Origin of the sequence: Actinomadura physcomitrii (assembly GCF_008923205.2) — a bacterium.
GTDB classification, from domain to species: domain Bacteria; phylum Actinomycetota; class Actinomycetes; order Streptosporangiales; family Streptosporangiaceae; genus Spirillospora; species Spirillospora physcomitrii.
This window is the reverse complement of record NZ_WBMS02000002.1, coordinates 378,572-399,502: the sequence shown is the minus strand read 5'-3', so window position 1 is coordinate 399,502 and position 20,931 is coordinate 378,572. Positions and strand designations below refer to the sequence as shown.

Genomic DNA, 20,931 nt, shown 5'->3' with positions numbered 1-20,931 from the left:
CGCCGGCGGCACCGCCGGGGCCGGGGCGCGGCCCGGACGGGCGCGGCGCGGCGGGCCGCGGCGCCTGCGGGCGGGCACCCTGGGATTCCGGTCCGCCGTTCGGCGGACCGGGACGCGGCGCGGACGGGCGGGGCCCCTGGGGCCGCTTCTGGCCGCCTGCGCGCCTGTCCCCCTGCTTGGAGGACGAACCGTTCGAGAAGGCTTCGGTAAGCCTGCGAACGACCGGCGCCTCGATCGTGGAGGACGCCGATCGTACGAACTCGCCCATTTCCTGGAGCTTGGCCATGACGACCTTGCTCTCGACGCCGAACTCCTTGGCGAGTTCGTAAACCCGGACCTTGGCCACTGCACTCCCTACTCGGTCCGGGGGTGCGGCCACCGGACCGTCGTTAACCTGCCGTACTCATCGCGGCGTGCTCATCGAGCGCTCATAGCAATCTCGACCTGCTTCCGACTAGACGTCGCTTACCATTCGGCCATCCTGCTGCTGCGCGGCGCTTCCCGCAAGCCGCTCCCGCAGCGCGCTGCTGTCGAGCGGGCCCGGCAGGCGGAACGCCCGCGGGAACGCCCGACGTCGCTCTGCGAGTTCGAGGCACCGCGGATCGGGGTGCAGATGCGCGCCCCGGCCCGGGAGCCGCCCGCGGGGATCGGGGACGATCTCGCCCTCGACCACCACCAGGCGCAACAGGTCGGACTTGGCCGTGCGAACCCGGCAGCCCACACACGTGCGTCGTGGAACCGCCCGGCCACGTTCCATGAGTCTACCGCGCCGAGGCGTCGGCGGGACCTGTCGCATGCTCTCCTGATTCCGAAGATCCGGATTCACCGGCCTCGGGGGCCTTCGAGGGGGTCCGCCCCGACGCTCCGCCGGACGCTCCGCCCGGCGGCTCGGTGTCGGACCGGATGTCGATCCGCCAGCCGGTCAGCCGGGCCGCGAGCCGGGCGTTCTGCCCCTCCTTGCCGATCGCCAGGGAGAGCTGGTAGTCGGGGACGATCACCCGGGCCACGCGGCCGTCGAGGTCGACCACCTCGACCGCTGAAACGCGGGCCGGGGACAGCGCATTCCCGACGAACTCGGCGGGGTCGTCCGACCAGTCCACGATGTCGATCTTCTCGCCGTGCAGCTCGGCCATCACGTTGCGGACCCGGCTGCCGAGCGGGCCGATGCAGGCGCCCTTGGCGTTCACGCCGGGCTTGCGCGAGCGCACCGCGATCTTGGTGCGGTGGCCGGCCTCGCGGGCGATCGCGGCGATCTCCACGGTGCCGTCGGCGATCTCCGGGACCTCCAGCGCGAACAGCTTGCGGACGAGGTTCGGGTGCGTGCGCGACAGCTGCACCGACGGGCCGCGGTGGCCCTTGCGGACCTGCACGACGTAGGCGCGCAGCCGCTCGCCGTGGTCGTAGCGCTCGCCGGGCACCTGCTCCTGCGGCGGGAGCACCGCCTCCAGCCGGCCGAGGTCGACCAGCACGTTCCGCGGGTCCTTGCCCTGCTGGATGATGCCGCTGACGATGTCGCCCTCGCGGCCGGCGTACTCGCCGAACGTCAGCTCGTCCTCGGCGTCGCGCAGCCGCTGCAGGATCACCTGCTTGGCGGTGGTCGCCGCGATCCGGCCGAAACCGGTCGGGGTGTCGTCGTACTCGCGGAGGGCGTTGCCCTCCTCGTCGATCTCCGTCGCCCACACGGTCACGTGCCCGCTCTGCCGGTCCAGCTCGACGCGCGCGCGCGGCGCGGCGCCCTCCGTCCGGTGGTAGGCGATCAGCAGGGCGTCTTCGATGGCCTTGACGGCGACGTCGAGCGAGATGTCCTTCTCGCTCTCCAGCCCCCGCAGGGCGGTCATGTCGATGTCCACGAGGTTCCCCCCTCTAGTCCGGCTCAGCCGGAGAACGCGTTTCCTCGGCCTCGCCGGGTGGAACGGGCGAGCCGCCCTTCATCGAGTCGGCGCCGTCGAGGGGCTTGAACTCCACCTGGACGCGGCCGCGCCCCAGCTCGCCGAGGCCGAACCGGCGGCGCTGCGTCCCGGCGTTCCTCGGTCCGGCGGACTTGCCGCCGCCCTTGCCGGACCCCTTGGCGCGGCCCGTGGCGACGTCGATCTCGACGGCCTCATCGTCGGCCGCCACCACGCGGCCTTCGACCTGGCCGCCGTCGGCCAGCGAGACGACGACCAGCCTGCCGACGGCGCGGCGCCAGTGCCGCGGCTCGGTGAGGGGACGGTCGACGCCGGGCGAGGTCACCTCCAGCACGTACGGCGAGGCGCCCATCACGTCGGACTCGTCCAGCAGCGCGGAGGCCTTCTCGCTGAGCCGCGCTATGTCGTCCAGCCCCACGCCGCCGTCGCCGTCCACGACGATCCTGACGAGCCGGCGGCGGCCGGCGGGCCGCACGTCGACCTCCTCCAGGTCGAAGCCGGCCGCGGCGACCGCGGGGGCGAGCAGCGCGGTCAGGTCCGCGATGGCGGCGTCGCGGGCCGGCCGGGCCGGCGCGTCCCCGCGCCCGCCCCGGGCGCGGCCCCCCTGAGCGCGGCCACCGCGGGACTCGACGCTCATGGGACCCTCCTCCTGTTGTGCCTTCCCCGCCCGCCGGTGAGGGCGGCGGGACCGGTCGCTGAAGTCACCGCTTGTCCGCTGACTCTTCAAGACTATCGAGAGCCGGACACCTCAGCGGCCTTTCGAACAGCTCACCGGCGCGCCGGATATGGAATGCTTGAGCTGGCCTGATGGACGCGTCCGGCGGCCGGGAGGGGCCGGCGGCGCGGCGCGGGCCGCCACCACCACACCACCGGGTGAGGAGACTCCCTTGCCAGAGGCCGTGCCGCGCCTGCCGGGAACCGTGTCGCGCCGGGGGCTGCTGCTGGGCGGCGGTGCCGTGCTCGCGGCGCCCTGGCTGGCGGGCTGCGCGGCGGAGGCGGCCGGGCCCCGTCCGGACGTGTCGACGCTCGTCGGCGCGATCACCTCCGAGCAGGACCTCATCGCCACCTACGAGGCGGCGAAGGCCGCGGCCGGGTCGCTGGCCCGCAGGCTCGATCCCGTCCTGGCGCACCACCGGCGGCATCTGGCCGTGCTGAAGCGGCATTACGTGCCGGGTTCGGGGAGGCGGGCGCACGAGGGCGGCGCGATCCCGCCGCCGCACGCGGCGGAGCTGCCCCAGGGGCCCACCGAGATCGTCGCGGCGCTGCGCCTCGCGGAGGACCGCGCCGCCGCCGCCCGCCGGGCCGACGCCGCGAAGGCGCCGCCCGGGCTGGCGCAGTTGCTGGCGAGCATCGGCGCGTGCGAGGCGGGCCACGCCGAGACGGTCCGCGCGCACCCGCCCGCGGACCCGGCCGAGTCGGCGAACCAGGCGATCCAGACGGCCCTCGCCGCCGAGCACGCCGCCGTGTACGGCTACGGGGTCCTCGGCGGGCGGCTGCGGGGCGGCCTGCAGCAGGTGGCGAAGACGTACTGGGACGTCCATCGCGCGCAGCGCGACAAGCTCGTGTCGATCCTGTCGGTTCGGCCCGTCGCCGCGGCGGCGGGCTACCGGCTGCCGGTCAAGGTCACCAATGCCCGCAGCGCCGCGCGGCTCGCCGCCGCGCTGGAGGACGACCTCGTCCCGGCCTATGTGGGTCTGGCCGGCGCCTCCGCCGCCGACCTGCGCGTCTTCGCCGCCGACAGCGCCGAGCGGTCGATGGCGCGGTCGGCGAAGTGGCGGTCGAACGCGGGCGAGGGCGCCCCGCCCGAGGCGTTCCCGGGCCTGCCGGCGGCGGCTCTGTCACCGCGTCCCGAACCGGGCGAGTGATCTTCCGCACGCCGGGAACGAATGCGCTCCATGTACGCGTTGTCGATTCTGCACTGGCCTACTCGGGGGAGGAGCCCAGACCTGCCATGACCAGCACCCCGCACCGGTACGAGACCGACGGGTCCGGTACCCGCGCGCCCAGTGCGCTGGACGAGCTGCGCGCCGCCTACCGGGAGCAGCTGAACCAGCTCGCCGCCGAGCGCGACGCGGCCCGCCGCCAGGCCCGCCGGGCCAAGGCGCAGGCCGATGTCGCGCGCGCCGATCTGGCGAGCCTGAAGAGCCGCGTCCAGGAGCTGCTGGCCGCCGCCGCGCGGCACCTGCCCGATCTCCCGGCCGTCGAGGCGGCGGACCGTCCCGCGGAGATCGGGGCCGCTTCCGCCGCGCCGCGCGCGCTGCCGGCCCCCGCGACCGCCGAGTCCCGGCCCGCCGAACCCGTCGCCGCCGAGCCCGCACGCGCCGTATCCGCCGAGTCCGCCGGGGCCGAGGTCGAGCGGGCCGCGGATTCCGCGAGCACCGTCCGTCGCGCGGACGCCGCCGATGCAGGCGCGCGCCCGGTCGAGCGGAAGCCCGGCGAGACGGTCCGGCACCAGAACAGGCGTGAATCCCGGAAGGCCAGACGCAGGCGCGTCCGGACGGGTTGACCCGGGAGGAACGGCCCGTACATGGGCCGTCGAGAGGCCGCCGGGGCACGCTTTCCCGGCGGCCTCTCGTCGCCTCCCGAACTGCTAATGTCCTGCGGTGACCTCGTACGGCCTCCTCGTCTCCCCCTCGCACAACCGGGTCTACGCGCAGGCCGCCGCGGGCCTGGTGAAGGCCGAGCTGGCGGTGTTCGGCGAGCGGGCGCTCGGCGGGCGCGTCCGCGACATCGAGGAGACGTCCATCGGCGGGGTGCCGTACGTGACGTTCTCGGCGGACGCTTTGACGGACACCGACATCCGGCTCCTGTCGAACCTGTCGTCGCTGTACGCGCTGTTCGAGATCGAGGGCGAGCTGCTCAGGCCGGTCGCGCTGCAGCCCCTGGACCTGTTCCCCAGCGATCTGCTGACGATCCAGAAGTACTCGGGGAAGACCAACGAGTACTTCACCAAGCTGCTGCTGAACGTCACCGCGATGGCGACCGACTCCCCCCTGGACCTGGTGACCGGCAGGCCCAGACTGCTCGACCCGATGTGCGGGCGGGGCACCACGCTGAACCAGGCGATGATGTACGGCCTGGACGCGGCCGGCATCGACGTCGACGGCAAGGACTTCGACGCCTACGCGGCGTTCATCAAGACGTGGCTGAAGAACAACCGGGTGAAGCACCAGGCCGAGACCGCCCCCATCCGGCGGGACAAGGCGGTGCTGGGGCGGCGCCTGCACGTCACCTTGGGCGCGTCCAAGGAGCTGTACAAGAGCGGCGAGACGATGGAGATCACCGTCGTGAACGCCGACGCGCTCGGGGCCGGGAAGTTCTTCCGCCCCGGGTCGTTCGATTTGATCGTGACGGACGCGCCGTACGGGGTGCAGCACGGCAGCCGGGCGAAGGGCGCGCGGCCGGGCCAGAAGGCGGGGCCGCGGCTGTCGCGCAGCCCGGTGGAGCTGCTGGACGCGGCGGTGCCGGAGTGGGCCCGGCTGCTGCGCCGCGGCGGCGCGATCGGGATTTCCTGGAACACCTTCGTCGGGCGCCGCGAGGAGCTGGCGGAGATCCTGGCCTCCAGCGGGCTGGAGGTGCAGGACTCCGGGGCCTATCTGGGCTTCCGGCACCGCGTCGACCAGGCGATCTCCCGCGACCTGATCGTCGCCCGCAGGCCCTGACCCGGGCCGTCAGGCGGCGTGCCAGGTCTCCACGTGCGGGAGCAGCTCGCCGATGCCGTGGATCAGCGCGTCCGGGGGCGTGAGGCCGGGGCGGGTGAAGGCGTGCGTCGTCTGGTGCCAGATCTGGACGGCGCGCAGCCCGGCCGCCTTGGCGCCGTGGATGTCGTCGTAGGGGCGGTCGCCGACGAAGACGCAGGCGTCGGGGTCGGTGGCGCCGACGGCGTCCATGGCGGCGCGGAACGCCTCGGCGTGCGGCTTGGTCCAGGGGATCTCGCTGGAGTAGACGGCGCCGTCGAGCAGGTCGAGGACGTCGTCGCGGGCGAAGATCCGCTCGTGCAGCTCGCGGCTCCACATGGTGTTGGACAGCACACCGACCTTGATGCCGCGCTCGCGCAGCGCGCGGAGCAGGCCGGGGACGGCCGGGTCGGTCCAGGTGTGCGGGGTCCACGTCTCGTAGTGGGTGTCGAGCATGGCCTCGGTCGGTTCGACGCCGGCGAGCGCGAACAGTTCGGCGAGGGTGGCGCTGCGGTGTTCCTCGGCGCCGCGCCGCCACAGTTCGAGCTCCGCCTCGCAGAGGGCGGCGGCGACGGTCTCGACGCTGTCGGCGGGCAGGTGCGGGGAGCAGATCGCGCGCCACATGTCGGGGAGTTCGACGTCGTGCCAGGGGGTCAGCGTGCCACCCCAGTCGAAGATCACTGCTTGTAGGGCCATGCCGGGAATGGTAACCATCCGGACGCTCCGTCCGATGATCCGTTAACGCAGTGCACGCGGGGTCAGGACTTCATGCTGTGGCTGATCGACCCGGCGACGCTGAAGGACCTCGCCGCCTACCGGCTGCCGCCCAGGCCGTCGACGGTGCGGGCGGTGTTCTCCGGCAGCCTCGACACGATCTTCACCGACACGTCCGGCGGCGCGTACTACTACCTGGACCCGCAGGACCGGGCCGTGCTCGCGGACTCTCGGTTCCATCTGCGCCGCTTCGCGCACGGCAAGGGCCCGGACGGCGAGTGGCGGTTCACCGTCACCGACGACTGGGACCTGTCGCGCCACCTCCCGCACGACTGCGCCACCTGGACGAAGCGCCACGGACAACTCGCTCGTCGGCTACGGGGACAGCCTGTTCGTCGAGAACAACCACGGCTACCGGAACTTCTTCGAACTGCCGCCCGGCGGGTCGTCCACGGGCGGGGTGAGCCGGGTGGACGTCGACGCCGGCGGGAAGGGCTGCCGCACCGTCTGGACGAGCCCGGAGCGGTCGCCGTCCACCGTGGCGAAGGTCTCCGTCCCGGCCGGGCTGCTGTACCTGTACACCAAGGACCCGCGCAAGGACCTGATCGACTCGTGGTACTTCACGGCGGTGGACGTCCACACGGGCAGGACCGTCTACAAGGTGCTCACCGGCATGGGCAAGTGGTTCGACAACAACTGGGCGCCCGTCACCGTCGGCCCGAACGGGACCGCGTACGTGGGCGTGATCGGCGGGCTGGTCGCCGTCCGCGACCGTGAGTAGGCGCGGCGCCAGCGGGGATACAGGTCTGATCGGACGTACCCGACCGGACCGTGGAGGAGCCATGAGGGCGCGCAAGCCCGGGGAGAGCCGCGACTTCCGCGCGGACGTCGACGACATGGGCGACAACGATCAGGACATCGAGATCGGCCTGACCGAGCGGTACGTGACCGATCCGCCCGAGGACCTGAGGATCGAGGACCCACAGCCGGACCGGGACGGGGTGAGCATCGCCGAGTACGAGCGGGAGGCGCAGCGGGACGACGACGACCCGCCGGAGCCCGACACCGCCGCCGAGTCCGACGCCGTGAACCCCACCCGCCGCCCCTAGCCCGCCCCTGGCATCACCGCTCGTGGACGCGGCCGGCTAGGGCATGCCGGGCCGCTGGAGCTGCGTGCGGTAGATCCAGTAGAACATCCGCTGGTTCCGCCGCTCGGTGACGCCGTAGACGCGGTCGCCGCCCGAGTAGGGGTCGAAGGCCAGGGACTCCCCGCCGATCGGCCCGACGACCTTGAAGGGCGCGTTGCCGTCCCCGTCCCGGTCGCTGTAGATCGCGCCGGGCGAGGCGCCGTTGGACTGGCTGTAGTAGATCGTGTCGCCGCCGCCGCTGTGGTAACCGGCGACGCCCTGGACGTTCGTCAGGTTCGTCCCGTAGACCACCGAGGACTTTACCTGGCCGGAGGCGTCCGCCTTGAGGGAGCCGTCGGCGTTGAGCGGCCAGCGGACGACGCGCATCGGCTTCGCCGACGTCACCCCGCCACTGGTCTTGTACTCGGCGGTGAGCAGGCTCTTGGGGGACGTGGTCGGGTCGTAGGTGACCGTACTGAAGCACAGGTCCTTGTTCTTGGCCGACGGCGCCTTGTTCCAGGCCGGGCAGGAGCCGGCGTTGACGGGCCGGTACATGCCGGTCTGGAACAGCGCGTACTTCTCGTTGTGCGCGTAGAACTTGCCGTCCGTGGGGTCGACGCCGAGTTCGTTCTTGCCGGTGGCGACCTGGTAGGTGCGGCGGACGTCGTAGACCCGCAGGCCCGAGGTGTCGGCGGTGTAGAGGTAGTCGCCGGCGAGGGCGACGCCGCCCTGGTGCTGCGTGGCCTCGGCGACGCCCTGCGCCGAGACGGAGCCGGTCGCGGGCGCGGCGGGCCGGACGTCCTTGACCGTGAGCTTCCCGGCGGACGTGGTGGTCGGGATGGCGAGGGTGACGGGCTGGTAGGCGCCCTTCTTCTCGACGAGGGGGCGCTTGCCGACGGTGATGCGCGACCCGTCGGTCACCCAGTCGGAGCCGGAGAGGTGCCGGTGGTACCAGCTGAGCACGAACCCGTCGAGCTGGGCGCTGCGGCTCGTCGCGACGCCTTGCGGGATCCAGTAGTCGCTGCTCTTGTCCCCGTTGTCGAAGCACCAGGCGCCGAGCGTCACCTTGGCGTCGACGGCCTTGACGGCGTCGTTGGAACCGCATCCGGTCTTCCAGGTCATCCCGTTCTTCGCGCCGCTCGCGGCGGCGACGAGGTTCGCCTGCCGCTTCATGCCGCGTGCGGAGTCCGCCGCCAGGTCGTCGAGCTGCTTCAGGGCGGCGGCGGAGACGGGCGTGGACTTGAGGGTGAAGGCGACGCCGGGGAGCGGGGCGGTGTCGCCGGCGGCGGTGGACGCGGCGGCCGGCGCCGCGGTGACGTGCGGGGCGGGAGCGGTGGCCAGCGCGACGGCGACGGCGGCGGAGAGCGCGGCCGCGCCGGCGGTGGCGCCGAGGACGGCCGTCCTTCGGGAGGCGGGCATGGAGTCCTTTCCGGCAGGGCGGGAACGAATAGGACAGACCGGAGATCCTAGACAGGAAGGCGATCAGCTGTCAGAGCAACGCGACAGGTTGCTGACGAGCCCGCCGCGCGCGCCCGGCACGCCCCCGTGGCAAAGATCACTTTGTGGTTCCAAGACCCGCCCGTGGGGAATGTCATACCGGAGCCGTAGGTTGCGCTAGGCGGGCGAGCTTGCGAGGTGACCGGGACATGCAGGAGACAGTCGCGGCACCGGCACACCCCCCGGCCGACGTCGCCTCACCTCGTCCGCTCCGGGACGGGCCACGACCGGGCGGACCGGACGCGGACGAACCGTTCACCACCGACCTCTTCCTCGACCGCCCGGCCGCCGGCGCGCACGCCGCCGACGACGCGCCGCGGCAGCCCTGGTGGCGGCGCAGGGCGGGCCTGCTCCTCCAATCGGGGGTGCTGCTCCTCGTCATCGCGGCGCTGCCGCTGTACCGCGACTCGCTCCCCGACCTCGGCGCCATGTGGCGCTCGTTCCGGCACGCCGACCTCGGCTGGATGACGATGGTGGTGCTCGCGGTCGCGGGCTCCATGGGCGCGTTCGCCCGGCTCCAGCGGCGGCTGCTGCGCGTCGGAGGGCTGCGGATGCCGCTGCGCCGCGCGTTCGCGATCACCTACGCGGGCAACGCGCTGTCCACCACGCTGCCGGCGGGCCCGGCGGTGAGCGTCGTCTACACGTTCCGGCAGTTCCGCCGGGGCGGGGCGTCGGCGAAGCTCGCCACCGCCGTGATCCTGGCCGGCGGCGTCATCACCACGACGGTCTACACGGCGATCGGCCTGCTCGCGCTGCTCGCCGACGCGGACACGCGGGGGCCCGCGCTGGCCGCCCTCGCCGTCCCGGCCGCCCTGCTCGTGCTACTGGTGCCGCTGCTGCGGTGGCCGCGCCCGCGCGCCGTGCTGACGGCGCCGCTGCGCCGCGGGTACCGGGCCGCGCTGGCGCATCGAAAGCTCGGGCCGTGGGCCGAACGGCTCGCCGGCGTCCGCGACGTCCTGCGCCCGAACCGGCGCGACTGGGCCGCGCTGATCACGCTCGCCACGCTGAACTGGGTGCTGGACATCCTCGCGCTGCTGGCCGCGGCGCACGCCGTCGGCATCGACGTCGACCCGCACGCCGCCGCGCTCGCCTACTTCGCGGCCCAGGCCGCGGGCAGCGTGCTGCCGCTGCTGCCGGGCGGCCTCGGCGCGGTGGAGGGCAGCATGGCCGCCTCGCTGGTCGCGTTCGGCGCGGCGCTGTCCCCGGCCGCCGCGGCGGTGGGCCTGTACCGGCTCGTCTCGTACTGGGCGGTGGTCGCGGCCGGCTGGATCGCCTGGCTCGGCCTGCACGAGGGGCCGCGGCTGCCGGTGCCGGCGAGGGCCCGGCTCGCGGGCGCGGGACGGCTCGTCCTGGACGGCCTGACCTCGACCGCGGCCCTCAGCCCGTACAGCGCGGTGCCGCTGGTCGTCCCGGCCGAGGCGCGCCGCCCATAGCCGCGCCGCCCGATCCGCGGAGCCCCGGCCCGAAGGAGGGTCCGGGGCTCGGTCCTCGGACCGAGACGCCGCCGGGACCTTTGACGGAGATCGTCCCCTCTGGGAATCATCGTGCCCGGAGAGCGGCTTTAGTGGACACGCAGGCCGCACCCCTCCGGACCGGCGGGGGCCCTGACAACACAACAGCAGGGACGCCTGAGCAAGCAGTCGGCCGACAGAAGGGATCGAGCCCCATGGCGCACGGCGCCATCACGCCGGCGACGGAGATCGACGGCGCACGGTTCCGGCAAGTGATGGGCCGGTTCGCGACCGGCGTGGTCGCCATCGCGGGCGTCGAGCCCGGCACGGCGCGGCCCACCGGGCTCGCCGCCAACTCCTTCACCTCCGTCTCCCTCGACCCGCCGCTAGTGGCGTTCTGCGTAGCGCACACCAGCACCACCTGGCCCCGCCTGCGCGGCGCGGACCGGCTCTGCGTCAACATCCTCGGCGAGCCGCAGCTCGAGATCTGCGAGCGGCTCGCGCTCAAGGGCGGCGACAAGTTCGACGGCATCGCCTGGACGCAGAGCCCGAGCGGCGCCCCCGCCATCGACGGCGCCCTCGCCTGGATCGAGTGCTCCGTCGAGCAGGAGCACGTCGCCGGCGACCACGTCATCGTCGTCGCGCGCGTCCACGCGCTGGAGGAGAACCACGACGGCCGCCCCCTCGTCTTCTACAAGGGCGCCTACGGCGGCATCGCCCGGCCCTAGCGGCCCGGGGGCGCCGGTTCGGTGCTAGCGGCCCGACGTCGAGGGCGATGCGACGTCGACGCTCCGCAGCCGGGCCAGCACCTGGAGGGGGTCGGCCAGCACCTCGGCGAAGGCGAACTCGGCGGCGCCGACCAGGGTGGTGTCGTCGCCGAGGGCGGCGGTGCGCAGCCGCACCTTCTCGCGCGGCGCGTCCAGCGCGCCGGTCGCGAGGACGCTGCGGATCTGCGCGGCGGCGCCGAGGTAGATGTCGCGCAGCGTCCCGCCGAAGATGACCAGGCCGGGGTTGAACACGTTGACGAGGTTGGCGACGCCGAGGCCGAGCCAGGTGCCGACGCGGTGCAGCGCCTCGCGGGCGACGATGTCGCCGCGGTCGGCGGCGTCCACCACGTCGCGGACGGCGTCGCGGCCCGCCTTGTCCACCGGCTCCTCGCGGCCGGCGTGCGCGAGCAGCGTCCGCTCCCCCACCTCGGCCTCCAGGCAGCCCTTGGACCCGCAGGCGCACTGCCGGCCGCCCGGGTTGACGATCATGTGGCCGATCTCGCCGCCGAAGCCCTCGTCGCCGCCGAGCAGCCGGCCGTGCGCGATGATGCCGCCGCCGACGCCGACGTCGCCGTGCAGGTAGATGAGGTTGTCGCAGCCGACGCCCGCGCCGCGCTCGTGCTCGGCGAGCGCGCCGAGGTTGGCGTCGTTGCACACCGACACCGGGATGCCGAGGCCGAGCCGGCGCGACAGGGCGTCGCCGAGCCGCAGGTCGCCGACGTCGAGGTTCGGACCGAACATGATCATGTCGTCGGAGCGGCGGACGGTGCCGGGGAAGCCGAGCGCGGCGCCGACGCAGACCGCGTCGCGCTCGGCCTTGCGGACCAGCGAGCGGGCGCCGGCGACGAGCATGCCGAGCAGGTCCGACGGGTCGGAGTCGCGGGCGCGGGTGCCCTCGCGGCGGTCCAGCACGACGCCGCCGAGGCCGACGCGGGCGACGACGAGCCGGTCGACGCCGACCTCGAACGCCAGCACGTACACCCGGGTCGACTCGGGCCGCACCACCAGGGACGGGCGCCCGGCGCGCCGCCCGGGCCCGCGCGGCAGTTCCTCGCGGACGAGGCCGGCGGCGGTGAGGTCGGAGGTCAGCGCCATGATGGTGCTGCGGTTCAGCCCGAGCGACTCGGCGAGCGTCGCGCGGGACGCGGGGCCGCGCAGGTGCACGAAACGCAGCAGCGTCCCGAGGTTGTGCCGCCGGATGTCCTCCTGTGACGGGCCCGCCTTCATCATCGCCGCAGCCCCAGGTCGCCGCTGACGCCGGAGGTGATCAGCTCGACGACCTGCCGGTGGGTCACGTCGGCGGTGCGCACCTGCGCGACCATCCGGCCGAGGTACAGCGCGGCGATCCGGTCGGAGACCGCGAACACGTCGTTCATGTTGTGCGAGATGAGCACGACGGCGAGGCCCTTGTCGGCGAGCCGCCGGACGATCTCCAGGACCTGCTGGGTCTGCGCGACGCCGAGCGCGGCCGCGGGCTCGTCCAGCACGACGAGCTTGCTGTCCCACAGCACGGCGCGGGCGATCGCGACGGTCTGCCGCTGCCCGCCCGACAGCGTGGAGATCTTCTGCCGGACCGAGCCCATCGTCCGGACGGACAGGCCGGACAGGGTCCTGCGGGCCAGCTCCTCCATCCCGGACTCGTCGAGCGCGATGCCGCGCCGCTGCTCGCGGCCGAGGAACAGGTTCTGGACGATGTCGAGGTTCTCGCAGAGGGCGAGGTCCTGGTGGACGACCTCGATGCCGAGGGCGGCGGCGTCGCGCGGGCTGCCGAGCCGCACCGGGCGGCCCTCGAAGCGGTACTCCCCCGCGTCCGGGGAGTGGATGCCGCCGATGCACTTGACCAGCGTGGTCTTGCCTGCGCCGTTGTCGCCGACGAGCGCGGTGACCTCGCCCGGGTACGCGGAGAAGGCGATGTCGTGCAGGACCTTCACGGAGCCGAAGCTCTTGTCGATGCCGCGCAGGTCGAGGACGGGCGTCACTGCCATGCCGAGGGGCTCCCACCGTGCCGCGTCGCCGCGCGCCGATCGGTCGTGGGCAGTGAGCGTATCAGCCGCGTTCGCGGGCCGGTAAACCCGCGCGGCGCCGCCCGGGAACGGCGGATCCGCCGGCCCGGACGGCGCCGCGGGCCCGTAGGGCAGGGCCCGGGGGCCGGCGGCGCGCGCCGCCGGCTCCCGTGCGTCCCCCGCGTTCACGGGGTCCTGTCCTTCAGGGGCAGGGCCTTCAGGGGCAGGGCCGGCACGGGGTCACCGGCCGGTGTTGGAGCGGCGGCGCCGCGCCAGGGCGTCGATGCTCGCCGCGAACAGCAGCACGATGCCGGTGATCAGGAAGCTCAGGTACGCCTTGGTGCCGAGCAGCCCGAGCCCGTTGTCGATGATGGCGATGACCAGGCCGCCGAGCACCGCGTCGCGGGCCTTGCCGCGCCCGCCGAACAGGCTCGTCCCGCCGATGACCGCGGCGCCGACCGCGTACAGCAGGGTGTTGCCGCCGCCCGCGTCGGGGGTGACCGAGTTCAGCCGGGACGCGGCGACGATGCCGCTGACCGCCGCGAACCCGGACGCGATGATGAACACCGAGATCCGGATCCGGGTGACGTTGATGCCGGCGCGGCGGGCCGCCTCGGCGTTGCCGCCGACCGCGTAGATGTGCCGGCCGTACGGGGTGCGGGCGAGCACGAACGTGCAGACGATGAGCAGCACGCCGACCAGCGGGACGCCCCACGGCACGCCGCCGAGGAAGATCAGCGGGCTGGCGGCGCGGTCCTGGCTGAGCAGGTAGGTGCCGAGCAGCAGCGCGCCGGCGACCACCACCGACTGGGCGACCACCAGCTCGACGGGCCGGGAGTGCAGGTTGCGGGCCTGCTGGCGGCGCCAGCGCAGCAGCTGCGTCGCGGCGTAGCCGACGGCGCAGACCGCGGCGAGCGTCCAGCCGAGCCAGACCGGCATGTTCTTGTTGGCGAGCGCCACGATGAAGTCGTCGCGGACGGGCACCGTGCCGCCGTCGCCGATCAGCCGCAGGGTGATGCCCTGGATGCCGAGGAAGAACGCCAGTGAGACGACGAACGACGGGATGCGCACGACCGCGACCAGCCAGCCGATCGCGGTGCCGATGACGACGCCGACGGCGAGCGCGGAGATCACCGCGACGTACCAGGGCTGGCCGCTGTCGGCGATCAGCTTGGCCATCACGGCGGCGCAGACGCCGCTCGCCACACCGGCGGACAGGTCGATCTCGCCCAGCAGCAGCACGAAGACCAGGCCCATCGCGAGGATCACGATGGGCAGCGCCTGCGTGCACAGGTTCGCGATGTTCTGGTTGCTGAGGAAGGTGTTGGGCCGCAGCGCGAAGAACAGCACGATGAGCGCGGCGAGGCCGAGGATGGCGGGCAGCGCGCCCAGCTCACCGGCCCGGATGCGGCCCCAGTAGTCCAGCAGCGCCGAGCGCACGTCGTGCTCGCGGCGGTCTGCGGCGAAGTCCGAGTCCGCCAGCTTCACGGCGGTCTCCTTGCCCTCGGGGAGGTCGGTGGACACCTCGGTCCCCCTTTCAGATGCTCTCGGCGGCGGTCTGCGGCGCGAGGCCGAGATCACCGGAACGGCCGGCGGTGATGAGCTCCACGACCTGGCCGTGGGTGACCTCGGAGCGGGCCACGTCCGCGGCGACCCGGCCAAGGTAGAGCGCGGTGATGCGGTCGGCCACCTCGAACACGTCGTTCATGTTGTGCGAGATGAGCACGACGGCGTGCCCGGTGTCGGCGAGCCGCCGGACGAGGTCGAGCACCTGCCGGGTCTGCGCGACGCCGAGCGCGGCGGTCGGCTCGTCCAGGATGACGACCTTGGACTCCCAGAGCGCGGCCTTGGCGATCGCGACGGTCTGCCGCTGCCCGCCGGACAGGCTCGCGACCTGCTGGCGCACCGACTTGACGGTGCGGACCGACAGCCGGGCGAGGGTCTGCCGGGCCGCCTCCTCCATGGACGCCTCGTCCAGCACGATGCCCCGGCGGCGTTCGCGGCCGAGGAACATGTTCTGCACGATGTCGAGATTGTCGGCGAGCGCGAGGTCCTGGTAGACGACCTCGATGCCGAGTTCGGCCGCGGCGCGCGGCCCGTCGACCGTCACCTGGCGGCCGTCGAACTCGATCGTCCCCGAGTCGATGGGGTAGATGCCGGCGATGCACTTGATGAGGGTCGACTTGCCCGCGCCGTTGTCGCCGACGAGGGCCATCACCTCGCCCAGCCGCACGGCGAAGTCCACGTCGTGCAGCACGTGCACGGCGCCGAAGCTCTTGTTGAGCCCGGTCAGGCGGAGGACGGGGTCTCCGTTTTCTGCCACGTGATTCCTTCCAGGGGTAGCGCGGGCCCGTTTCGTTCCGGGGGTTGGCGCGGGCCCGTGGCGGGCCCCTGGACGTCCCGGGGTTCCGGGCTCCCGGGGCGTCCTCAGCGGGTGGGGCCCGCCACGAGGGTCGGTGCCGTCCGGGGGTGCGACCCCCGCTCCCCCCGGACGGCCTCGTCGGGATCAGCGCGAGGTCACTGGATGCCGGCGGTCTTGCACTTGGCGGCGTAGGCGCCCTTGCACAGGTCGGCGGCCTTGACGAACTGGTCGTCGGTGACCTGCTTGACGTTGTCCTTGAAGACGCCGATCGGGTTCAGCAGCACCGAGGGCACGTCGCGCTTGCCCTGCGGGTCGTTGGTGGTGCCGTTGGTCTCGCCCTTCTGGCCCTTGATGAGCGCGACGGCGAGCTTGGCGACCGCGTCGGCCTCCTGCTTGACGGGCTTGTACACGGTCATGCACTGGGTGCCGTCCAGGATGTTCTGCAGTCCCTGGAGGGTGGCGTCCTGGCCGGTGACCGCGACCTTGCCGGCCTGCTGGTTCTTCTTCAGGATGGAGATCGCGGCGTTGCCGAGGCCGTCGTTGGCGGCCAGCACCCCGTCGATCTTGCCGTGCTGCTCGGTGTACATCTGCTCGAAGATCGTCGCGGCCTTGTCCGGCTTCCAGTCCGGGACGGCCTGCTCGGCGACCTTCTTGTAGTTCGACACCTGGTCGAGGACGTTGTGCGCGCCCTTGGCGAACAGCGTCGCGTTGTTGTCGGTCGGCGAGCCGTTCAGGTAGGCGATGTTGGACGCCTTGCCGCCGAGGCACTTCTGCAGGCCCTTGCCGAGCTCCTCGCCGACCTTCACGTTGTCGAAGGAGACGTAGTAGTCGGAGACGCCGCCGAGGGTCAGCCGGTCGTAGTCGATCGTCTTGACGCCCTGGGACTGCGCCTTGCGCTGGACGGCGCCGGCGGAGTTGGAGTCGATGCCGTCGACGATCAGCACGGTGACGCCGCTGGTGACCATCTGGTCGGCGATCGTCTGGAACCGCTGGGTCGAGCCTTCGGCGTTCTGGATGTCGTACTGGACGCCGGCGGCCTTGAAGGCCTGCTCGAGGTAGGGCCGGTCGAAGCTCTCGTAGCGCACGGACGAGGTGGTGTCGGGCAGGATCACGCCGACCTTGCCCTTCACCGCGCCGGAGCCGGAGCCTGAGCCCTTGTCGCCGCCGTTGTCGTCCCCGCACGCGGACAGGGTGAGCGCCGCGGCCGCCGAGAGGGCCATGAAGCTGAGGATCCCCTTGCGCATTGCCCGGGTCCTTTCTTGGGGGTGGCCGCATGGCGCGGCCGGGGGTTCGCAGCGCCGGTGAGCGAGGTCGCACATCCACCGGCGTGAATGTTGTGTCCCGCAACTTATGTCTGGCTCGTCCGGAACGCCAGACCTGTCGCCCGGCTAATTTGTTGTGGGCAGTAACAATCCAGTAACGCGAGATCAACACGGGGGGAACGGCGGACGCCGGTGATCGGGCGGCGGACGCGGAAGGCCGGGGGCCGCGGAGGCGCGGCGGGGCATATGTTCGGCGCGTCAACATTCACCCCGACCAGCGGTCAACCCGGCGCACGAGGCCGGGCCGGCGCAGTGGGCGGAGCACAGTGGACGGAGGACGGCGGGGACGCGGCGACACCGTGGTCATGCGGCCGCATCCCGGAGCCGCCGGAACGATGCCGCATGACCATGTGCGAGACCGGCGCGCCCAGACCGGCGTGTTAGGACCGGCGAGCTAGGACGCCGCCAGCACCAGCGCGACCCGGTCGGCCGCGGCGGCGACGTCGTCGGCGGGTGCGATGCGCTCCGCCCACGACCACCAGTACCACCATCCGTCGGCGCCCCGCTCCGCGAGGATGTTCTCCGTCAGGGCGGAGGCGTCCGGATTCATCACGTGCAGGCTCGGCGACTGGCCGCGGGGCAGGGTGAGGCGCACCCGCAGCCCGCGCTTGGCCAGCTCGTCACCGAGCTCTTCCAGATATTCGATCCGCGTCCGAGCGGGCGCGGCGGTTCCCGTATCGTCAGGCGTCATCCCGTCTTCCCCATGGATTCCGCGCGGCCCGACGAGGTCTCACCCTCCCCCTTCCCCGGCCCGGGTGCAAGCACTTCGGGCGGTCGGCGCGGGTGCGCCGCGAACTCCGGCGGCGCGGCGAGCGTCGCACAGGGCGCGGCGACCCGGGGCCGCGGACGGCATCCGGGATATCTTGCGCATAGCACTCGGAGGGGGAAGTTGGGGCGTATGGCGATGGCGAGCGCGGGCGCGAACCCGGAGTGGACCCGGCCCGACCAGCGGCTGCCCGAGCGGCCCCCGGCGGAGGGCGCCGCCCCGCCCCCGCCGGCGGGCACCTGGCACCGGATGCACTACGCGGTCGGCGTGTTCCTCGTGGCGTACGGGGTGACGGGCCTGGTCGGCGCGGCACTCCTGTGGAGCGACCGGCGCAAGGAGCTCGCCGGCTACTTCGGCTCCGGGAACGCCGGCACGCTGCTGCTGCTCGCCAAGGCGGCCGAGGCCGTCCTCGTCGCGGTCGCCGCGGCGGGCATCGTCCGGCGCCGCGACATGTGGTTCGTCCCGGCGCTGGCCGGCTGGATGGCGGGGTTCGCGGTGTTCGCCGTCCTGGACGTGTTCGACGCCCGCTGGGGCGGGCTCCTGGAGCACCTGCTCTACCTCGCGGGCTTCGTCGTGCTGCTGTTCGTCTCGTACGGGCTCAGCGCGAAGGCGCAGGTCGGCAGCGGCGCGGCAGTGCGCGCGACCGCCGCGTCCGGGCCGGAGGGCGGCGACGGCGACGGCGAGCCGCGTCGCCTCACCCGGACGCAGGAGTTCGCGCTCGCCGCGCTCAACCGGCTGCCGCACCGCTAGAAACCGGCGCGTCCCGTCAACGCGGGAGCGCCCGGACGAGCCGGGAAGGCCGCGAGATCAGCGGACGATCCAGGCGATGGCCGTCATCGTCCCCGGCGGCACCTCGGTGAAGCCGCCGTCCCGGACCGCGACGGCCGCCTCCTTGACGCACCGCGACCACGCGACGTCCCGGACGAGGTGGACGGGCGCGCCCGCCGCGACCCACGCCGCGACGTCCTTGCGCCGCCCCTGCCGCAGCAGCAGATGCGCGGCGTGCCCGCTCTGCGCCGCCGCCTTGCCGGTCGTCATCGTCACGTCCGGGTTCAGGGCGAGCGCGGCGTAGGGCGGCGGGGGCGGCGGCGCCGGCTCCTCGGCGTCCGCGAGGTCGAGACCGGCGACCTGGAGCTTCGCCAGCTGCGGCTGTACATCGGCGACCGGGCCCGGCGGGAACGCCCGCACCTGCGCGCCCGCGTGCTCGACCGTCACGCCCGGCAGCGCCTGCGCCTCCGGCCAGCGCACGCCGCGCGCGCGCCGCGCCACCTTCCGGATCCGCCGCGACTCCCATTCGTGCACCGCGTCCCGCCATTCCCCCTCGGGCTCGGCGGCGCGCGGGTCGGTGAGCAGCCGGACGACGGCGGTCGCAGCCGCCTCGCACACGGCGCCATGAGTGGGCGGATCGGCCTTCTCCGCGCGTACCACCAGTTGCATCGCCCAGGGCGGGTCGTCGAGAGGGTCGTGATCGGGTCGCACGCATGGAGTATTCCAAACCGGTTCCGATGTCCATGACGCCGCTTTCCCGCGGACGATGTGGGTAATGCAACTGTTGCCGTCCCCCGTACGTCGGTCCTTCTGTGGGCGCAGCACGGCGGGACGGCCCTCGCCGGAGGGGGGCGAGGGGCACGGCGAGAGGTCGGGTCGGAGGTCGCCGGTGACCAGTGGCGCGTGGAACGAGTCCATCCCCGGAGTCGGTACGTTCTTCGTCGGCATCGACGTCGCCCCGGGGCGGTACCGGTGCGACGACGCGGGCGGCGGCTGGTGGGTCCGCTTCACCGGCCCCGGCGGGGGCGACCCGGTGGGCATGTGGCCGCTGCCGACCGGTGCCACCGAGGTCGAGATCGAGCCGTCCGACTTCGCGTTCGAGACCCATGTCGGCGCGTACTGGCGGCGGATCGCCCCGCCGCGCGGCGCCGGGGACGGCCCCGCCGCCGAGCCGCGCCCGGTCGCCGATCCCGCGCTGCGCGCCGAGCTCGACACGCTCGTCGCGCGCCGCCGCCCGCTGCTGTGGCTGGCGCCGCTGACCGTCCTCGGCCTCGGGCTGCTCGGCTCGCCGCTGCTGGGGTCGCTGTGGCTGATCGGGCTCGGCATGCTCGCGGTCCTGGTCGCGCTCGGCACCCCGTCGGTCTCGCTGGACCTGCGGCGCGCCCGCGAGCTGGAGCGCCGCCGGCACCGCTACCTCACCCCCGAGGACTTCGACGGGCCGGGCCGCGCGCTGCTGGCCCGCGTGCAGGCCGCGGTCGACGCCGTCCGCGACTCGCAGGTGAACCGGGAGGGGCTGCTGGACGCCGTCGACAACGCGGTCACGCTGCCCCGGCAGGAGTGGGAAATCGCGCAGGTGCTGGCGCGGCAGTCGAAGCTGCGCCGCGAGCAGGAGGAGATGGCCGAGGCGGCGCCGCTGCCGGAGGTGGAGGCGGCGCTGCGGCCGCTCCGCGAGAAGCTGGACATCTCCGTCGAGGCGGTGACGCGCCGGATCGAGGCCCTCGAGCGGTACGCCGAGCGGGCCCGCGCCGCCGACGAGGCGCTGGCCGCGCACCGCCACCTGGAGTCCCTCGCGGCGAAGGCGCACGAGTACGACGAGCTGCTCGCCGACACCGTCCGCGACGACCTCGCGCTGCCCGCGATCGAGCGGCTCACCGAGCAGGGCGACGCGCTCGTCCGGACGCTGCGCGAGCGGCTGGCGAAGGCCGCCGAGGCCGGCGGCGAGCTCCCGCCCCCACCCACCTGACCGATCCGGTAGGGGCTAGCCGAGCAGGGCGCGGATCTGGTCGGGGCCCGTGAAGACCTCTGCGGCCATGCCGGTCTCGCGGGCGGCGCGGACGTTGCGCTCGGAGTCGTCGATGAACAGCACGTCGGCGGGCTTCACGCCGAGGCGCTCCGCGCAGATGCGGTAGGCGCGCGGGTCCGGCTTGGCGACGCCGATGGCGCAGGAGTAGGTGAGCGCGTCGAACCGGGACAGCCAGCCCTCGTGCCGCGCCTCGAAGCGGGGCACGAGGTCGGCGATGATGTTGGACAGCAGGCCCAGGGCGCGGCCGTCGTCGGCCAGTTCGTGGACGAGGGCGACCATGCGCTCGTCGACGTCCGTCCAGCTGCGCAGGTCGGCGTCGATGAGCGCGGGCACGTCGGGGAACCCGGTGCCGAGCGCGGCGGCGACGTCCGCCCAGTAGGCGGCGCCGTCCTGGCCCGCGTCGTAGCCGGGGCGCAGCGCCCAGTACGCGTCCCAGAACGCGGCGCCGGAGACGCCGGCGATCTCCTCGATCTCCCGCACGGCCTCGGGGGTCTGGGTGCGGGCGATGACGCCGAACAGGTCGAAAACGATCACATCGGGCATGCTT

General features: G+C 73.5%; 23 protein-coding genes. 9 read left to right on the top strand and 14 right to left on the bottom strand.

Annotated elements, in window-relative coordinates:
- From F8568_RS46570 to rimP, 4 genes are all read right to left on the bottom strand, one after another.
- Nucleotides 1-346, bottom strand: a 346-nt coding sequence (locus F8568_RS46570) for a translation initiation factor IF-2 N-terminal domain-containing protein (protein ID WP_328600714.1), incomplete at its 3' end; no start/stop codon positions are given.
- A gap of 108 nt (nt 347-454) precedes the next feature.
- Entirely contained in the window at nt 455-757 is a 303-nt protein-coding gene (locus F8568_RS03945) for a YlxR family protein (protein ID WP_151591396.1), read from the bottom strand.
- A 4-nt stretch (nt 758-761) separates the two neighbouring features.
- Nucleotides 762-1,850: a transcription termination factor NusA gene (nusA, locus tag F8568_RS03940; protein WP_407924450.1), complete on the bottom strand. Its 1,089-nt coding sequence runs from the start codon at nt 1,848-1,850 to the stop codon at nt 762-764.
- Nucleotides 1,851-1,863: 13 nt separating this feature from the next.
- The gene (rimP, locus tag F8568_RS03935; protein ID WP_151591394.1) at nt 1,864-2,544 is read right to left on the bottom strand and encodes a ribosome maturation factor RimP; all 681 of its coding nucleotides are present in this window, start codon (nt 2,542-2,544) and stop codon (nt 1,864-1,866) included.
- 250 nt (nt 2,545-2,794) lie between these two features.
- On the opposite strand from rimP, the gene F8568_RS47760 reads away from it, so the two are divergent.
- From F8568_RS47760 to F8568_RS50170, 3 genes are all read left to right on the top strand, one after another.
- On the top strand, nt 2,795-3,772 hold the full coding sequence (locus F8568_RS47760) for a ferritin-like domain-containing protein (RefSeq protein WP_236008310.1): 978 nt from the start codon (nt 2,795-2,797) through the stop codon (nt 3,770-3,772).
- A gap of 86 nt (nt 3,773-3,858) precedes the next feature.
- Nucleotides 3,859-4,413 (top strand): hypothetical protein, encoded by a 555-nt coding sequence (locus F8568_RS03925; RefSeq protein WP_151591392.1) that lies wholly within the window; start codon nt 3,859-3,861, stop codon nt 4,411-4,413.
- Nucleotides 4,414-4,510: 97 nt separating this feature from the next.
- Complete coding sequence (locus F8568_RS50170; protein ID WP_151591389.1) at nt 4,511-5,569, top strand: TRM11 family SAM-dependent methyltransferase; 1,059 nt, start codon at nt 4,511-4,513, stop codon at nt 5,567-5,569.
- 9 nt (nt 5,570-5,578) lie between these two features.
- On the opposite strand, the gene F8568_RS03915 is transcribed toward F8568_RS50170, so the two are convergent.
- Entirely contained in the window at nt 5,579-6,280 is a 702-nt protein-coding gene (locus F8568_RS03915; RefSeq protein WP_151591387.1) for an HAD family hydrolase, read from the bottom strand.
- A 487-nt stretch (nt 6,281-6,767) separates the two neighbouring features.
- On the opposite strand from F8568_RS03915, the gene F8568_RS47750 reads away from it, so the two are divergent.
- Nucleotides 6,768-7,079, top strand: a complete 312-nt coding sequence (locus F8568_RS47750; RefSeq protein WP_236008309.1) for a hypothetical protein — start codon at nt 6,768-6,770, stop codon at nt 7,077-7,079.
- 61 nt (nt 7,080-7,140) lie between these two features.
- Nucleotides 7,141-7,407, top strand: coding sequence for a hypothetical protein (locus tag F8568_RS03905; protein WP_151591384.1), 267 nt, complete (start codon nt 7,141-7,143; stop codon nt 7,405-7,407).
- Nucleotides 7,408-7,443: 36 nt separating this feature from the next.
- Here the strand turns inward: F8568_RS03905 and F8568_RS03900 are convergent, their stop codons facing one another.
- Nucleotides 7,444-8,844 (bottom strand): hypothetical protein, encoded by a 1,401-nt coding sequence (locus tag F8568_RS03900; protein WP_151591381.1) that lies wholly within the window; start codon nt 8,842-8,844, stop codon nt 7,444-7,446.
- Between the two features lie 227 nt (nt 8,845-9,071).
- Here F8568_RS03900 and F8568_RS03895 point away from each other — a divergent pair, with 227 nt between their 5' ends.
- Together F8568_RS03895 and F8568_RS03890 are read left to right on the top strand one after the other, a co-directional pair.
- Nucleotides 9,072-10,355 carry a lysylphosphatidylglycerol synthase transmembrane domain-containing protein gene (locus F8568_RS03895; RefSeq protein ID WP_151591379.1) on the top strand — a complete coding sequence of 428 codons (1,284 nt, stop codon included), beginning with the start codon at nt 9,072-9,074 and terminating at the stop codon, nt 10,353-10,355.
- A 233-nt stretch (nt 10,356-10,588) separates the two neighbouring features.
- Nucleotides 10,589-11,101: a flavin reductase family protein gene (locus F8568_RS03890; protein WP_151591378.1), complete on the top strand. Its 513-nt coding sequence runs from the start codon at nt 10,589-10,591 to the stop codon at nt 11,099-11,101.
- Nucleotides 11,102-11,125: 24 nt separating this feature from the next.
- Here the strand turns inward: F8568_RS03890 and F8568_RS03885 are convergent, their stop codons facing one another.
- The 6 genes from F8568_RS03885 to F8568_RS03860 all read right to left on the bottom strand — a co-directional run bounded on the left by F8568_RS03885 (nt 11,126) and on the right by F8568_RS03860 (nt 17,518).
- On the bottom strand, nt 11,126-12,367 hold the full coding sequence (locus F8568_RS03885) for an ROK family transcriptional regulator (protein WP_151591482.1): 1,242 nt from the start codon (nt 12,365-12,367) through the stop codon (nt 11,126-11,128).
- On the bottom strand, nt 12,367-13,125 hold the full coding sequence (locus tag F8568_RS03880) for an ATP-binding cassette domain-containing protein (protein WP_151591376.1): 759 nt from the start codon (nt 13,123-13,125) through the stop codon (nt 12,367-12,369). The genes F8568_RS03885 and F8568_RS03880 overlap by 1 nt, the downstream gene beginning before the upstream one ends.
- Nucleotides 13,126-13,383: 258 nt before the next feature.
- A complete protein-coding gene (locus F8568_RS03875) occupies nt 13,384-14,667 on the bottom strand; it encodes a sugar ABC transporter permease (protein ID WP_151591374.1) in 1,284 nt (427 codons plus the stop codon).
- Nucleotides 14,668-14,680: 13 nt separating this feature from the next.
- Nucleotides 14,681-15,466, bottom strand: a complete 786-nt coding sequence (locus F8568_RS03870; protein ID WP_151591372.1) for an ATP-binding cassette domain-containing protein — start codon at nt 15,464-15,466, stop codon at nt 14,681-14,683.
- 194 nt (nt 15,467-15,660) lie between these two features.
- The gene (locus tag F8568_RS03865) at nt 15,661-16,749 is read right to left on the bottom strand and encodes a sugar ABC transporter substrate-binding protein (protein ID WP_151591370.1); all 1,089 of its coding nucleotides are present in this window, start codon (nt 16,747-16,749) and stop codon (nt 15,661-15,663) included.
- A 472-nt stretch (nt 16,750-17,221) separates the two neighbouring features.
- Complete coding sequence (locus F8568_RS03860) at nt 17,222-17,518, bottom strand: hypothetical protein (RefSeq protein WP_151591368.1); 297 nt, start codon at nt 17,516-17,518, stop codon at nt 17,222-17,224.
- Nucleotides 17,519-17,725: 207 nt separating this feature from the next.
- On the opposite strand from F8568_RS03860, the gene F8568_RS03855 reads away from it, so the two are divergent.
- A complete protein-coding gene (locus F8568_RS03855) occupies nt 17,726-18,343 on the top strand; it encodes a hypothetical protein (protein WP_151591366.1) in 618 nt (205 codons plus the stop codon).
- A 57-nt stretch (nt 18,344-18,400) separates the two neighbouring features.
- Here F8568_RS03855 and F8568_RS03850 read toward each other — a convergent pair whose 3' ends face one another.
- A complete protein-coding gene (locus F8568_RS03850) occupies nt 18,401-19,072 on the bottom strand; it encodes a hypothetical protein (RefSeq protein ID WP_151591364.1) in 672 nt (223 codons plus the stop codon).
- Nucleotides 19,073-19,250: 178 nt separating this feature from the next.
- Here F8568_RS03850 and F8568_RS03845 point away from each other — a divergent pair, with 178 nt between their 5' ends.
- Nucleotides 19,251-20,324: a hypothetical protein gene (locus F8568_RS03845; RefSeq protein ID WP_151591362.1), complete on the top strand. Its 1,074-nt coding sequence runs from the start codon at nt 19,251-19,253 to the stop codon at nt 20,322-20,324.
- Nucleotides 20,325-20,339: 15 nt separating this feature from the next.
- Here the strand turns inward: F8568_RS03845 and F8568_RS03840 are convergent, their stop codons facing one another.
- A complete protein-coding gene (locus F8568_RS03840) occupies nt 20,340-20,927 on the bottom strand; it encodes an HAD family hydrolase (RefSeq protein ID WP_151591360.1) in 588 nt (195 codons plus the stop codon).
- Nucleotides 20,928-20,931 lie beyond the last annotated feature (4 nt).